Here is a 13,944-nt window from a genome sequence, read left to right as displayed (position 1 = left end):
AATGATCCAGAACGATAGCACAGGGGCCAAGCCAAAGCTGTTGACAAGCGCCGAGGCAAGTGCAACTCAAGCCGCTAAAAAACGGTAGAGATTGCGCAGCATGCTCGCGGTGGCTCCCCAGATGAAATACGTGCCGCCCGTGTGAGGCACCGCTTCATGGCGCGGATGGCGCGGATATGGCATCGCAAAGAAACGCCGCTCGCCCCCTTTCCAACGCAGCACACGCACTTCGTGATGATCGGGATTCATCAAAAAGGCCAGCGGTACTTCGAAAATTTCTGCCACTTCAAGCCTGTCGGCTTCGAGTGAAAACGGCGTATGGACCAGGCCCACGACTGGCGTCACCAGAAAACCGGTACCCGTCAAATAATCCGGCAACGCACCGAGCACTTCGACCTGTTTCGGATCGAGGCCCACCTCTTCCTCAGCCTCGCGCAATGCCGTAGCAACCGCGCTCTCGTCCGATGGCTCACGACGCCCACCTGGGAAGCTGACCTGGCCCGCATGATCGTGCAGATGATCGGCACGCTGGGTCAGGAGCACGCTCAAGCCTTCGGCGCGCACGACGAGAGGAATCAGCACGGCGGCCACGCGAGGGTCAGTATGCTCACGAGCACGAACGTCCACGGGCTCCGACGTCCATGGCAGCGACTGTCTGAAACGCTCGCGCAAGCCATCGGGTGACAAACGGCGCGGCGCCACTCGCGGCAAACCATGGCCCGCCGATTCGACGGGCAAGGCTTCGGGTTCGAAAACAGGACGAATCAATGGCATTCTCGAAACGGACAAAAAGCGGGGCAATATATGGGGGCGGTTAATCCCCGGTCACACGATGACACGATGACACGATTGTGACGTACCAACAAAAAAGCACCCGGAACGGGTGCTTTTTTGTTGAAGCTTTTACGCCTGGGAAGCTGAACGGTCTTTCAACACCAGCTTTTCCTTGATCCGGGCCGACTTGCCCGAACGCTCACGCAAGTAGTACAGCTTGGCACGACGCACGTCACCGCGACGCTTCACAACGATGCTGGCCAGAATCGGCGAGTACGTCTGGAACGTCCGCTCAACGCCTTCGCCCGAAGAAATCTTGCGAACGATAAACGATGAATTCAGCCCACGGTTACGTTTGGCGATCACGACGCCTTCGTAAGCCTGAACACGCTTGCGCGTACCTTCAACCACGTTCACGTTGACAATCACCGTATCGCCAGGAGCGAAGTCGGGGATGGTTTTGCCAGCGAGCGCGCGCTCGATTTCTTCCTGCTCAAGTATTGCAATCAGATTCATCACTGACTCCTAAAGCCATCTTGTCGGCGTTCGTACCTGCCTTGCGTGCAACGCGTGGCGACGGCCCCGATAGAGGATGGGTTCACATCTGGCACCGTCCACGCATGGCCGGCACCGCCTGTGTCTCATGTAGCATGCGCCCGCAGCCTCAGGCCTCGGGCATGTCCTTCATGAGACTCGCAAGCCATGCCTCATCGGCACGGCTTAACATCTTGCTGATTCTGGCCTGTTCGATCAGTTCAGGCCGCTTGTACAACGTATTACGCAATGCTTCACGCCGACGCCATTTTTCGATCTCGGCATGATGACCGCCGAGCAGTACATCTGGCACCCGCACACCGTCGTAATCTTCTGGACGCGTGTAATGCGGACAATCCAGCAGCCCTGCGACAAAGCTATCCTGCACCGCCGATTGCGCATCGTTGAGCACACCTGGCAACTGGCGCACGACAGAATCCATTAACGCCATCGCGGGTAACTCGCCACCTGACAGCACAAAATCACCCAGACTGATTTCTTCGTCGACACAACGGTCAATCAGGCGCTGATCAATCGCTTCATAACGGCCGCACAGCAAAATCAGGCCCGGCATCTGCGCCAGTTGCATCACCTTGCCGTGATTAAGTGTCGTACCTTGCGGCGACATCATCAGCACGCGCGAGCCGTTGATACCCTGTTGCTCCTGAGCCCGCCGCGCCGCGCCAATTGCGTCTTCCAGCGGTCGCGCCAGCATGACCATGCCGGGGCCACCGCCATAGGGGCGATCGTCAATGGTGCGATAGCTGTCAGTCGTGAAATCGCGCGGATTCCAGGTGCGCAAGCCATAACGCGCCTGTTTCGCCGCGCGGCTGGTAATACCCCAGTCCGTCAGCGCGCGAAACATCTCGGGAAAGAGCGTCACAACATCAAACTGCATCGCCCGCCCCCGCTCTACGCATCATTTAATAGTCTGCTTCCCAGTCAACGGTAATCCGTTTCGCCGCCTGGTCCACCGTCTTGACATACACACCGACGAACGGAATTAACCGCTCACCCATTGCGGGCTTGCCATCCTTGCCACTGACCGGATATTCGATGCGCAAAACCGAATGCGCCCCGTTGTCGATCATGCTGGCAACCTTTCCGAGCGCAACACCTGCCTCGCTCACAACCTCGAGACCAAGCAGATCAACCCAGTAAAACTCACCGGCATCAAGTGCAGGAAAATCACTGCGGCAAAGGTATACCCGTGAGCCGCGCAAGCTGAGCGCCGCGTCACGATCAGCCACGCCATCCAGCGCTGCAACGACACTATCGCCATGGGTTTTCGCGCCCTGTGCCCCAGCTGAGCGCCGCTCGTGATCTTTCAGCAGCCACCAGCGCGGCGCGCCAAGCAAGGCATCCCCACCGCGCCCGGCACCGGCATGAGCGGCAACCTTAACCCAGCCCTTAAGGCCATAGGCATCGACGATCACGCCAACTTCAATGGCATCGGCAGGCCAGCTTTCGGCGGACTCGCCTTGCAGCGGCCAATGAGCCGCTTTTTTATTCGCGCAGACGGGTTCAACGGGTTCAACGGGTTTGCCGGGCTTGCGTGCAAACGCGCCAAACGAAGCTTTGGCACGCCCAGCATCACCAGAACCCGAATCATGCGTTGCCATAAACCGCCCCCAGACTTGCCAGCGTATCAAGCCGCGAATAATTTACCCGGCCAGAACGAACGCCATAACAAACCCGGGTCAACGAGACCCGCGACTGAAGCAGCCGGGCCCACAGCCAGGCCCACATCAGGCTGCGGCCGGTTGTGCCTTTTGTGCTTCCTTGACGAGACGCTGAACGGTCGACGACAGTTGCGCGCCAACACCTTGCCAGTACGTCAGGCGATCCTGGGCGATACGCAGTGCTTCACCCTTCGTGGCGACCGGGTTGTAAAACCCAATGCGCTCGATGAAGCGGCCGTCACGACGGCTGCGTGAATCAGTTGCGACGATATTGAAAAAAGGGCGCTTCTTCGAGCCGCCACGAGCCAAGCGAATGATGACCATACTAGAATCCTTGAAAACCGGGGTTCGGAACCACTGAAACGCGCGATTATAGCCTGAAACCAAAGCCATAACAAACGCTTACCCATTGAAAACTCCGTCAACCCGGTGCCGCCTGAATTGTCATACCGAAAAAAGAGCGCCCGGAAAACAACGACCACAGCCCCAGGGCGGACACAGCGAAAGCCCGGACACCAAGGGAAAGCTGTGTTCAGCGAGGTGCCTGAGCGCGTAAAATGCCTGCGGACGATTTCCCACCTTCAACCCTGCGGCCTACGCCTACATGACAACCCCTGTAACGCAAACCTCCCGGTTCAAATCCAAAACGCTCGCCGCTGCTTTAGCTTTCTTTTTTGGCAGCCTGGGCGCGCATCGCTTCTATCTATATGGACCGCGTGACTGGGCGGGCTGGGCACACCTGCTGGGCACACTCATCGGTATTCCGGGGTTCATGCTGCTCGTGGCAACCGAACGAAGCTCCATCACAGGCTGGGTGCTGGCGTTTGCAGGCGCCGTCTCGCTACTGGCCGCCTTTCTCGCCGCGATTGTTTATGGGCTACGCCCCGACCAGAAATGGGATGCGCAGTTCAACGCCAACACCCAGCGCCGCAGCCACTCCGGCTGGACCGTGATTTTCATCGTCATCTTTTCTTTGCTGATCGGCGCATTTTTGCTGATGACAGGCCTCGCACTGTCGTTTCAGACCTATTTCGAAGCCCAGATTCAAGCCGCCAAAACGCTATCTCAATAATTGCCCGCTCTCAAAACAGCGGCAGTTGCGTCTGGATACGTGCGGCATGCGCCGCCCGGGAGCGCTGAAACTGCGACATATCGAGTATCCCGTGCGTCCGTTCGTTCAAACCGAAACGGCGCACCGCCTGGCGGAAACGCTGTCGCAGCAGGTCTGCCCACAGCCCGTCGCCCTTCATCCTGCTGGCAAACGAAGCATCGTAATTTTTGCCGCCCCGCATATCGCGCACACGGTTCATCACGCGCTCCGCACGATCCGGAAAATGTGCGCTCAGCCAGTCCTGGAATAGCGGCGCAACTTCCCATGGCAAGCGCAACACAATATAGCTGGCGTGAACCGCCCCAGCCACTGCGCAGGCCTCCAGCACCCGTTCAATATCGGGCTCGGTGATAAAGGGAATAACCGGTGCGATGCTGACCCCAACCGGCACCCCCGCGTCGCTCAGCGTACGGATGGTGCGCAGCCTGCGTGCCGGTGCGGCTGCACGTGGCTCAAGCGTGCGTGCAATATCAGGATCGAGCGTGGTGAGGGTGATCGCTGCCATGACCTGCTTGCGCGCCGCCATGGGCGCCAGCAGGTCGAGATCGCGTTCGATCAGCGACGATTTGGTGATGGCCGCGAACGGATGCTGAAACTCCGCCAACACTTCGATGACCCGCCGGGTCAGGCCCAGTTCGCGTTCCGCGGGCTGCCAGGCGTCGGTATTCACGCCCAGCGCGATGGGCTCAACCTCATAAGCGAGTTTTGACAGCTCACGCCGCAACAGGAATGGCGCATTCGTCTTGGCATAGATGCGGCTTTCAAAATCCAGCCCCGGCGATAACCCAAGATAGCTATGCGTTGGCCTGGCAAAACAATAAATACAACCGTGTTCGCACCCCCGATAGGGATTGAGCGACACGTTAAAAGGGATATCGGGTGACGTGTTGCGCGTCAGAATGCTTTTTGCCTGCTCCTCGAAGACCTCGGTGCGCAGCATGGGCGGAGCCTCCGCCAGTGCAGTGGCCCAGCCATCGTCGATCGCATCGCGCTGGTCCACTTCGTAGCGCCCCTGCACATTGGTGATGGCTCCACGGCCCTTGCGTGGTGCAGGAGGGGCAATGGGAAACTCGGGGATGGAATGGGTCACGGGGCACCTGGTTTGAACGGTCGAAATACTGTGCAAATATACAGTATTTCGACCGTTCAAACTGCTTGCTGCCGCTGCCCGCCATGACGATAGCGAGCCGGCCAGGATGCCCCCCCCAACTAATCGTCAAACGCAATAACCAGCGTTTCCTTGACCTCTTCCATCACCACATAGCTCTTCGACTGCACCGCCCCCGGCAGTTGCAGCAAAATGTCGCCGAGCAGCTTGCGGTAATCCGCCATCTCGCCAATCCGCGCCTTGATCAGATAATCAAAATCGCCCGATACCAGATGACACTCAAGCACCTCCGGAATCTTCTGCACCTCACGGCGAAACTGGTCAAACATATTGCCATTCTTGTGGTCGAGCGTAATCTCAACGAATACCAGCAGCGCCGCGCCTAGCTCGCCCGGATTGACCCGTGCGTAATAACCGACAATCACCCCATCGCGTTCCATGCGCCTGACCCGCTCGATACAGGGCGTCACCGAAAGCCCAACCTGTTCAGCGAGATCTTTCATCGCCATGCGGCCGTCTTGCTGCAGTAGCATCAGAATCCTGCGATCGAGCTTGTCCAGCGCGCGAACTGACTGGCGTTGTATACGCATGATTTCCTCCTGAAAAACTCAAAAATACAATAACAAAAACTGTCTCAAGCAAAATATCATAGGCAAAAAACTGGGTACATAGCGCCTGGCCATCTGAATCCGTCATCTGAAAGTCAAACTGCTTCCAGCGCGATTCGCCCTTTGATTCTTTCGGAGCCGTTATGCGTATCGTCGTTCTGGGCAGTGGCGTCATTGGCGTCACCAGCGCGTATTATCTCGCCCGCGAAGGCCATGAAGTCACGGTAATCGACCGTGAGCGTGGCCCGGCCCTCGAAACCAGTTTTGCCAACGCCGGGCAAATCTCTCCCGGCTATGCCGCGCCCTGGGCTGCGCCCGGTATACCGCTCAAAGCCATCAAATGGATGTTCGAAAAACACGCGCCGCTCGCCATCCGGCTGGACGGCACGCAGTTTCAGTTGCGCTGGATGTGGCAGATGCTGCAAAACTGCACCACCGCGCGCTATGTGACCAACAAGGGCCGCATGGTCCGGCTGGCGGAATACAGCCGCGATTGCTTTCAAGCCCTGCGCGCCGATACCGGCATTCAGTACGAAGACCGCACCGGCGGGACGCTCCAGGTTTTTCGCACCCAGCAGCAGCTTGATGGCGCCGCCAAAGACATCGCCGTTCTGCAAGACGCCAACGTTCCCTATGAACTCCTGATGCCCGCCGATCTGGCTCGCGTCGAACCCGCCATGGGCGCGATCTCGCACAAGTTGACGGGCGGGCTGCGTCTGCCCGGTGACGAAACCGGCGACTGCCAGATTTTCACCCAACGTCTCGCTACGCTGGCCGAAGCGCTTGGCGTCACCTTCCGCTATGACACGCCCATCGATGCGCTGGCGCTAAGCGGTGGCCGCATCACGGGCGTGCAATGCGGCGCCGAAATGGTTCAGGCGGATGCTTATGTCGTCGCGCTCGGCTCGTACTCCACCCCACTCCTCGCGCATGCCATCAGGATTCCGGTTTATCCACTTAAAGGCTATTCGCTAACCGCGCCGATCATCGATACCGCCGCAGCCCCGGTTTCGACTGTGCTGGACGAGACCTACAAAATCGCCATCACCCGCTTCGATAACCGGATTCGCGTCGGCGGCATGGCGGAGATCGTAGGCTTCGACAAAACGCTCAAGCGCGCGCGCCGCGAAACACTCGAAATGTGTGTGAACGATCTGTTTCCCGGCGGCGGCGATACTTCGCAGGCGAGCTTCTGGACCGGTCTTCGCCCCATGACACCCGATGGCACGCCGATCGTCGGACGCACGCCGATCCCGAATCTCTTTTTGAATACGGGCCATGGCACGCTCGGCTGGACCATGTCGTGCGGCTCAGGCCAGTTGCTGGCCGATCTGATGTCGGGCAAGCAACCGGCCATTCGCGCGGATGATCTCTCCGTGCATCGTTATTCGCGTGAAGCCAGCGGCACGTCTCTACCCGCTTTCGCTTAAACACGCGCAGCAGCAAAAAAGCCGCGTTCTGTGTCGTTCATACACAGAACGCGGCTTTTTCTCGCCGGTGCAACCACCGCTAGCTAGAACTGGTCCGCCGACAACGCCAGGATACCTTCGCCCCCTCGCGCGCTGACAATCGAGACTTCGAGCGCGACCGCCTGCGGCAAGATATGTTCCGCAAAAAACTGCGCCGTGGCGGTCTTGGCGCCATAAAACGAGGGATCAGTCGCGTGTTTTTCAGCCGCGACCAGCAATGCCCGCGCCATCTGCCAGCCACCCAGCACGATACCCGCCAGCTTCAGATAAGGCACGCTGCCCGCGAACACCGCATTCGGATCGCGCCGGGCGTTCTCCAGCACAAATGCCACGACGTTGGCCAGCGCCTGATGCCCCTGGCTCAAATGAAGATGCATGGAGGCAAACGCCGTGCCGGGCTGCGTCTCAAGCGCCGCCAGCGTGCGAGCAATCTCATCGAGGAGCGTCTGCGCCACGGCACCGCCATCGCGCACGGTTTTGCGCCCGATCAGGTCATTCGCCTGAATCGCGGTCGTGCCTTCGTAGATCGGCAAAATGCGCGCGTCACGGTAATACTGCGCGGCACCGGTCTCTTCAATAAACCCCATGCCGCCGTGAACCTGCACGCCAAGACTCGTCACCTCCAGCGACAACTCGGTGCTCCAGCCTTTCACCACCGGCACCAGAAACTCGTAGATCGCCTGATGGCGCACACGCGCCGCCTCATCCGGATGCGCATGCGCCAGATCGCAATGCGCCGCCGCGACATAAGCCAGCGCACGTGATGCCTCGGTCAGCGCGCGCATCGTTGCCAGCATGCGCCGGACATCAGGGTGGTGAATGATGGGCACCGGTTCTTTCGCCGAACCATCGACGGGACGGCTTTGCACCCGCTCCTTCGCATAGGCCACGGCCTTCTGGCAGGCGCGGTCTGAAATGCCCACGCCTTGCATGCCCACGGCAAAACGCGCGGCATTCATCATGATGAACATGTATTCAAGGCCACGGTTTTCGTCACCGATCCGATAGCCCACGGCACCGCCATGGTCGCCAAACTGCAAGACGGCGGTTGGGCTCGCCTTGATGCCCAGCTTGTGCTCAAGCGAGACGCACTGCACATCGTTGCGCTCGCCCAGCGTGCCATCCGCGTTCAGCAGAAACTTCGGCACGATAAAAAGCGAGAGGCCTTTCACGCCTTCCGGCGCACCCGGCGTGCGCGCCAGCACGAGATGGACGATGTTCTGCGCCATGTCGTGCTCCCCCCAGGTGATAAAAATCTTCGTGCCAAAAAGACGATAAGAGCCATCGCCTTGTGGCTCAGCGCGGCTGCGCACCTGCGCCAGATCCGATCCGGCTTGCGGCTCGGTCAAATTCATCGTGCCCGTCCACTCGCCGGAAATCAGCCTGGGGACATACATCTGCTTTTGTGCTTCGGTGCCGGCGGTCAGCAACGCTTCAATCGCGCCATCCGTCAGTATCGGACAGAGCGCGAAAGACAGGTTCGACGCATTCAGCATTTCGATGCAGGGCGTGGCGACTAGCTTGGGCAAGCCTTGTCCCGCGTAGGCAGCCGGATGCTGAACGCCTTGCCAGCCACCTTGCGCGAACTGGCGAAACGCCTCGCCAAAACCCGGTGTGGCATGCACCACGCCATCGCGCCAGTAGCTGGGATGACGGTCCCCTTCGGCATTCAGTGGCGCCAGCACTTCGCCACACAGTTTGGCCGCCTCTTCAAGCACCGCTTGAACAGTATCGGCATTGGCCTCTTCGAAACCCGGCAGCGCCGCGATCTGTTCGAGGCCAGCCAGCTCTTTCATCACAAACAGCATGTCCTTGACAGGTGCGTGATACATGTCGGTTCTCCTCCAGCCTTTGGCTACGAATCATAAAAAAGGGTGCCAGACAAGCAGGTCCGGCACCCTTTTGTGTATCGCCAAAAACGTCAGTGACGCAAATGGCTTGCGTGTCAGGTAGCGTTAATCAGCCCAGCTCGTTGACGAGCGCAGGAATGACCTCGAACAGATCACCCACCAGGCCATAATCGGCCACTGAGAAAATCGGCGCTTCCGGATCTTTATTGATCGCCACGATGACCTTGGAATCTTTCATCCCGGCGAGGTGCTGGATCGCACCCGAAATGCCAACCGCCACATAAAGCTGCGGCGCGACGATCTTGCCGGTCTGGCCCACCTGATAATCATTGGGCACATAACCCGCGTCAACGGCGGCGCGCGATGCGCCGAGCGCCGCGCCCAGCTTGTCAGCCAAAGGCTCGAGCACGCGGGTGTAATTCTCGCCGCTACCGAGCCCCCGTCCGCCCGACACGATGATCTGCGCCGAAGTCAGTTCAGGCCGCTCCAGCTTGGTCACCTCCCGGCTCACGAACTGCGAGAGGCCCTGATCAGCCGCCGCGTCAATCGTCACCACCGCTGCGCTGCCGCCCGTGGCGGCAACCGGATCAAAACCAGTGGCACGCACCGTGACGACCTTGATGGGGTCCTGCGACTGCACTGTCGCCATCGCATTGCCCGCGTAAATTGGGCGCTCGAAGGTATCCGCCGAAACGACTGCGGTGATGTCGCTGATTTGCGCCACATCGAGCAGTGCGGCGATGCGCGGTGTGATGTTTTTGCCGTAAGCGGTGGCTGGGGCCAGGATATGCGAGTAATTTCGCGCGATCGCCAATACGGTTGCCCCGACGTTTTCCGCCAGCCCGGCTGCCAGCTGCGGCGCATCGGCCAGCAGCACCTGGGTCACACCGGCGATTTTCGCGGCCTGTTCAGCCACGCCCGAAACGTTGTGCCCGGCAACCAGCAGATGAATGTCGCCGCCGATTTTTTGTGCCGCGGCGACCGTGTTGAGCGTCGCCGCCTTGATTGTTGCGTTGTCGTGTTCTGCAATGACCAGAATTGTCATGTCGTCTCTCCCTTACAGCACCTTGGCTTCGGTTTTCAGCTTCTCGACCAGCGTCTTCACATCCGGCACCTTGACGCCCGCGCTGCGCTTGGGCGGCTCGACGACTTTCAGGGTTTTCAGACGGGGGCTGACATCGACACCGAGGTCTTCCGGCTTGAGCGTTTCCAGCGGCTTTTTCTTCGCTTTCATGATGTTGGGTAGCGTCACGTAACGAGGCTCGTTCAAACGCAGATCGGTGGTGATCACCGCGGGCAATGACAACGACAGCGTTTCAGAACCGCCATCGATTTCGCGCGCAACAGCCACCCGGCCATCGGCCACCACGACCTTTGAGGCAAACGTGGCCTGGGGCAAGCCTGCGAGTGCCGCGAGCATCTGGCCGGTCTGGTTCGAATCGTCGTCGATCGCCTGCTTGCCGAGAATGACCAGTTGCGGCTGCTCCTTGTCCATCAGCGCCTTGAGCAGCTTGGCGACGGCCAGCGGCTGCACGTCTTCGTTCGATTCAATCAGGACGGCCCGGTCAGCACCAATAGCCAGCGCCGTGCGCAACGTTTCCTGCGCCTGTGCCACGCCCACCGACACCACAATCACCTCAGTCGCTATACCCGCTTCCTTCAGACGCACGGCTTCTTCCACCGCGATTTCGTCGAAGGGATTCATCGACATCTTCACATTCGCAATATCAACGCCCGTACCGTCCGATTTCACCCGAACCTTGACGTTGTAATCGACCACTCGTTTGACTGGCACCAGGATTTTCATGCACACGCTCCAAAGTTACGAATACGTCAACCTAGCGCACTTTATAGCGATAGCCTTGACGCGGCAACCGCCTCTACACCAGGTGCTGGACGCTGCGATATCTGGCAATCGGGCCTCAGCCCGAGGCCCGATTGCCAGATATCGCAGCAAGAATAGCGAACGATCGTGCGATTTTAATCACAAAAAAATCGGGGAACTAGCCCCGATTGCTGACACGCACTTCTAACGGGAGAATTCTGTGCGGCGGGCACACGGCGGGCACCAGGCCAGCATAACCGCCCGCCACGCAATTACCAGGCGGCAATCACGGCGCCACCGAATTTGCTGTCGATGTATTTCTTCATTTCCGGCGAGTGATAAGCCGCGACCAGTTTAGCCACCCACGGCTCGTTGCGATCCGAGGCCCGGATCACGAGGATATTGGTGTACGGGGCTTTGATGTCTTCAAGCCCAATAGCATCTTGCTGAGGCATCAGGCCCGCCTGCATGGCAAAGTTGGTGTTGATCGCTGCGGCATCGACATCCGCCAGCACACGCGGCACTTGTGCGGCATCCAGCTCGATGATTTTGAATTTTTTCGGGTTGCTCACAATATCCAGCGGCGTCGCCTTCAGGCCCGCTTCGGGGCGCAGCTTCAGCAGCCCCTTTTTTTGCAGCAGCATCAAAGCGCGGCCACCGTTGGTGGGATCGTTCGGCACGGCAATCTTCGCGCCCTCGGGCAACGCGGCCAGCGATTTCACTTTCGCCGAATAAATACCCATCGGGAAGATCACCGTGTCGGCAATTTTGATCAGCTTATAGCCACGATCCTTCACTTGCGCCTGCAAATAGGGGGCGTGCTGGTAGCTGTTGGCATCGAGCTCACCACTGGCGAGCGCCGCATTCGGCTGCACGTAATCGGAGAACTCGACAAGCTTGATGGTCAGGCCGTGCCGGGCAGCGACTTCTTTGGCGACTTCCATCAATTGCGCGTGCGGGCCGGCCGTGACGCCGACCCTGATGGTTTCACCCGCCTGGGCCGCATTCATGAACAGCAACGAGGCACTTGCGAGTGCCGCCAGTTTGAGCATCAGACGACGTTGCATGACAGACCCTTTTAAATGCATAGCAAACAGACCTCGCGGCCCACCCTGTTTTATTTATGGCTCAGGCGACGCACGAGCCAGTCGCCTAACGACTGCACCAGTTGCACGAACACAATCAGAATCACGACGACAGCCAGCATGACCTCCGGCAAAAAGCGCTGATAGCCATAGCGGATACCGAGGTCGCCGAGCCCTCCACCGCCTATCGCACCCGCCATCGCCGAATAGCCAACGAGCGAAACAAAAGTGATCGTCAATCCCGCAACCACGCCAGGCCAGGATTCGGGCAGCAGCACCTTGAACACAATCTGGCGTGTGGTGGCCCCCATGGCTTGAGCGGCTTCAATCAGACCCCGGTCTACTTCGCGCAAGGCGGTTTCGACCAGACGCGCAACGAAGGGCGCGGCGGCGATGGTCAACGGCACAACTGCCGCCATCGTACCGATAGAGGAGCCGACAACGAGCCGGGTAAAGGGAATCACCGCGACCAGCAAAATAATGAAGGGGGTCGAGCGCACGGCATTGACCACGATGCCAATCGTCCGGTTCAACGCGATATTTTGCAGCACGCCCTGACGATCGGTCAGATACAGCAGTACGCCAAGCGGCAAACCGACCAGCGTGCCAATCACCCCGGAAACCCCCACCATTACGAGGGTTTCCCAGAATGACTGGACGAACATGCCGAACATTTCACTCAACATACGAAAGCTCCTCAACCACGACACCCTGTTGCCGCATATACGCCAGGGCCTGCGCCACCTTCACGGGCTCGCCGTTCGCCAGCACCGCGAGCGAACCGAACGCCTGCCCCTGAATCTCATCGATCTGGCCGTGCAGGATGTTGAAATCCAGCTCGTAGCGGCGAATCGTTTCGGAGAGAATCGGCTGGTCCACGCCCGAGCCAATGAACGCCAGACGCAGCAAATGACCACTGCCTGTCTTCAGGCGCTCGGCCACACGGGCCTTTAACGCGGGCGGCAGCTCCTGTGCGATTACATCGCCGATCAATGCACGCGTGACTTCGTGGTGCGGCTGCAGGAACACGTCGATCACCGGCCCCTGCTCCACCACCCGGCCCGCATCCAGCACCGCGACGCGATCGCACACCTGCTTGACGACATCCATCTGATGGGTAATCAGCACCACCGTGAGCCCCAGCTCACGGTTGATTTGCCGCAGCAAGTCCAGAATGGCACGTGTCGTTTCGGGATCGAGCGCGGAGGTCGCTTCATCGGAAAGCAACACTTTGGGCTTACTCGCCAGCGCCCGCGCAATGCCGACACGCTGCTTTTGCCCGCCGCTGATGTGCGCCGGATAGCGGTCTTTTTGCGCCGACAAGCCCACCAGATCAAGCAGCGGCAGCACAACGGCTTTAATTTCAGCACGCTTGAGCCCCGCCAGTTCGAGTGGTAATGCGACGTTGTCAAACACCGTGCGCGATGACAGCAAGTTGAAATGCTGGAAGATCATGCCGATCTCGCGGCGCGCTTCGCGCAATGGCCCGGCTGCAAGCAGCGTCAGGTCGCGGCCATGCACCACGACATTGCCTTCGGTTGGCCGCGTCAGCAGGTTGATGGTGCGCACGAGCGTACTTTTTCCCGCCCCGCTGCGCCCGATGATGCCGAACACTTCGCCCGGCGGAATCGTCAGGTTGACGTTATGTAGTGCTTCGACCCAACCCCGGGGTCCAGCAAAACGCTGGGAGATATTTTTTAGTTCAATCATGAAAAAACGCAAAGGCGGCCCGGCCAATGCGCATCGTTAGCGCTTCGGCAAACGGCCGCTGTTTCTTAACCTGGAATTTGAGTGAGCGGATTCTACCGCAGCCCCGTCATGCCCTTTAATAATCGTTAACCATCTTTTAATAACCCGAAAGCATAAACAGCTCACTCACTCACGCACCGCCATGCCGC

15 protein-coding genes are annotated in these 13,944 nt (G+C 59.3%); 2 read left to right on the top strand and 13 right to left on the bottom strand.

Translation table 11 applies throughout. The features are described 5' to 3' along the window. Positions 1 to 66: 66 nt before the first annotated feature. From GH657_RS05140 to rpsP, 5 genes are all read right to left on the bottom strand, one after another. Positions 67 to 768: a CoA pyrophosphatase gene (locus GH657_RS05140; RefSeq protein ID WP_153099723.1), complete on the bottom strand. Its 702-nt coding sequence runs from the start codon at positions 766 to 768 to the stop codon at positions 67 to 69. A gap of 135 nt (positions 769 to 903) precedes the next feature. After that, entirely contained in the window at positions 904 to 1,290 is a 387-nt protein-coding gene (rplS, locus tag GH657_RS05135; protein WP_153099722.1) for a 50S ribosomal protein L19, read from the bottom strand. Between the two features lie 148 nt (positions 1,291 to 1,438). Beyond that, positions 1,439 to 2,206, bottom strand: coding sequence for a tRNA (guanosine(37)-N1)-methyltransferase TrmD (gene trmD / locus GH657_RS05130; RefSeq protein WP_153099721.1), 768 nt, complete (start codon positions 2,204 to 2,206; stop codon positions 1,439 to 1,441). Between the two features lie 25 nt (positions 2,207 to 2,231). Beyond that, positions 2,232 to 2,930, bottom strand: a complete 699-nt coding sequence (gene rimM, locus GH657_RS05125) for a ribosome maturation factor RimM (RefSeq protein WP_153099720.1) — start codon at positions 2,928 to 2,930, stop codon at positions 2,232 to 2,234. A 126-nt stretch (positions 2,931 to 3,056) separates the two neighbouring features. Continuing rightward, complete coding sequence (gene rpsP / locus GH657_RS05120) at positions 3,057 to 3,314, bottom strand: 30S ribosomal protein S16 (protein ID WP_153099719.1); 258 nt, start codon at positions 3,312 to 3,314, stop codon at positions 3,057 to 3,059. A 280-nt stretch (positions 3,315 to 3,594) separates the two neighbouring features. Between rpsP and GH657_RS05115 the strand changes: the two genes are divergently transcribed. Continuing rightward, positions 3,595 to 4,062, top strand: coding sequence for an NINE protein (locus GH657_RS05115; RefSeq protein ID WP_153099718.1), 468 nt, complete (start codon positions 3,595 to 3,597; stop codon positions 4,060 to 4,062). 10 nt (positions 4,063 to 4,072) lie between these two features. Here the strand turns inward: GH657_RS05115 and GH657_RS05110 are convergent, their stop codons facing one another. Then, positions 4,073 to 5,191 (bottom strand): PA0069 family radical SAM protein, encoded by a 1,119-nt coding sequence (locus GH657_RS05110; RefSeq protein ID WP_153099717.1) that lies wholly within the window; start codon positions 5,189 to 5,191, stop codon positions 4,073 to 4,075. Between the two features lie 119 nt (positions 5,192 to 5,310). Next, on the bottom strand, positions 5,311 to 5,799 hold the full coding sequence (locus GH657_RS05105; protein ID WP_153099716.1) for an Lrp/AsnC ligand binding domain-containing protein: 489 nt from the start codon (positions 5,797 to 5,799) through the stop codon (positions 5,311 to 5,313). 161 nt (positions 5,800 to 5,960) lie between these two features. Here GH657_RS05105 and GH657_RS05100 point away from each other — a divergent pair, with 161 nt between their 5' ends. After that, a complete protein-coding gene (locus GH657_RS05100) occupies positions 5,961 to 7,247 on the top strand; it encodes a D-amino acid dehydrogenase (protein ID WP_153099715.1) in 1,287 nt (428 codons plus the stop codon). Positions 7,248 to 7,330: 83 nt separating this feature from the next. Here the strand turns inward: GH657_RS05100 and GH657_RS05095 are convergent, their stop codons facing one another. The 6 genes from GH657_RS05095 to GH657_RS05070 all read right to left on the bottom strand — a co-directional run bounded on the left by GH657_RS05095 (position 7,331) and on the right by GH657_RS05070 (position 13,756). After that, positions 7,331 to 9,118 (bottom strand): acyl-CoA dehydrogenase, encoded by a 1,788-nt coding sequence (locus GH657_RS05095; RefSeq protein ID WP_153099714.1) that lies wholly within the window; start codon positions 9,116 to 9,118, stop codon positions 7,331 to 7,333. A gap of 127 nt (positions 9,119 to 9,245) precedes the next feature. Continuing rightward, positions 9,246 to 10,181 (bottom strand): electron transfer flavoprotein subunit alpha/FixB family protein, encoded by a 936-nt coding sequence (locus tag GH657_RS05090; RefSeq protein ID WP_153099713.1) that lies wholly within the window; start codon positions 10,179 to 10,181, stop codon positions 9,246 to 9,248. A gap of 12 nt (positions 10,182 to 10,193) precedes the next feature. Further along, on the bottom strand, positions 10,194 to 10,943 hold the full coding sequence (locus GH657_RS05085) for an electron transfer flavoprotein subunit beta/FixA family protein (protein ID WP_153099712.1): 750 nt from the start codon (positions 10,941 to 10,943) through the stop codon (positions 10,194 to 10,196). A gap of 290 nt (positions 10,944 to 11,233) precedes the next feature. After that, complete coding sequence (locus tag GH657_RS05080; protein WP_153099711.1) at positions 11,234 to 12,028, bottom strand: MetQ/NlpA family ABC transporter substrate-binding protein; 795 nt, start codon at positions 12,026 to 12,028, stop codon at positions 11,234 to 11,236. Between the two features lie 50 nt (positions 12,029 to 12,078). After that, positions 12,079 to 12,732, bottom strand: coding sequence for a methionine ABC transporter permease (locus tag GH657_RS05075; protein ID WP_153099710.1), 654 nt, complete (start codon positions 12,730 to 12,732; stop codon positions 12,079 to 12,081). After that, entirely contained in the window at positions 12,722 to 13,756 is a 1,035-nt protein-coding gene (locus GH657_RS05070; RefSeq protein ID WP_153099709.1) for a methionine ABC transporter ATP-binding protein, read from the bottom strand. The genes GH657_RS05075 and GH657_RS05070 overlap by 11 nt, the downstream gene beginning before the upstream one ends. Between the last annotated feature and the right edge of the window lie 188 nt (positions 13,757 to 13,944).

The organism is Paraburkholderia hayleyella (genome assembly GCF_009455685.1).
GTDB lineage: Bacteria > Pseudomonadota > Gammaproteobacteria > Burkholderiales > Burkholderiaceae > Paraburkholderia > Paraburkholderia hayleyella.
This window is presented reverse-complemented; position numbering and strand designations above follow the sequence as displayed.

Excerpts from the sequence above, each read along its gene's own strand:
- GH657_RS05095 (WP_153099714.1), bottom strand. The coding sequence starts at position 9,118 with ATGTATCACGCACCTGTCAAGGACATGCTGTTTGTGATGAAAGAGCTG.
- GH657_RS05105 (WP_153099716.1), bottom strand. The coding sequence starts at position 5,799 with ATGCGTATACAACGCCAGTCAGTTCGCGCGCTGGACAAGCTCGATCGC.
- GH657_RS05115 (WP_153099718.1), top strand. The coding sequence starts at position 3,595 with ATGACAACCCCTGTAACGCAAACCTCCCGGTTCAAATCCAAAACGCTC.
- GH657_RS05085 (WP_153099712.1), bottom strand. The coding sequence starts at position 10,943 with ATGAAAATCCTGGTGCCAGTCAAACGAGTGGTCGATTACAACGTCAAG.
- rplS (WP_153099722.1), bottom strand. The coding sequence starts at position 1,290 with ATGAATCTGATTGCAATACTTGAGCAGGAAGAAATCGAGCGCGCGCTC.
- trmD (WP_153099721.1), bottom strand. The coding sequence starts at position 2,206 with ATGCAGTTTGATGTTGTGACGCTCTTTCCCGAGATGTTTCGCGCGCTG.
- rimM (WP_153099720.1), bottom strand. The coding sequence starts at position 2,930 with ATGGCAACGCATGATTCGGGTTCTGGTGATGCTGGGCGTGCCAAAGCT.
- GH657_RS05100 (WP_153099715.1), top strand. The coding sequence starts at position 5,961 with ATGCGTATCGTCGTTCTGGGCAGTGGCGTCATTGGCGTCACCAGCGCG.
- GH657_RS05070 (WP_153099709.1), bottom strand. The coding sequence starts at position 13,756 with ATGATTGAACTAAAAAATATCTCCCAGCGTTTTGCTGGACCCCGGGGT.
- GH657_RS05080 (WP_153099711.1), bottom strand. The coding sequence starts at position 12,028 with ATGCAACGTCGTCTGATGCTCAAACTGGCGGCACTCGCAAGTGCCTCG.
- GH657_RS05090 (WP_153099713.1), bottom strand. The coding sequence starts at position 10,181 with ATGACAATTCTGGTCATTGCAGAACACGACAACGCAACAATCAAGGCG.
- rpsP (WP_153099719.1), bottom strand. The coding sequence starts at position 3,314 with ATGGTCATCATTCGCTTGGCTCGTGGCGGCTCGAAGAAGCGCCCTTTT.
- GH657_RS05075 (WP_153099710.1), bottom strand. The coding sequence starts at position 12,732 with ATGTTGAGTGAAATGTTCGGCATGTTCGTCCAGTCATTCTGGGAAACC.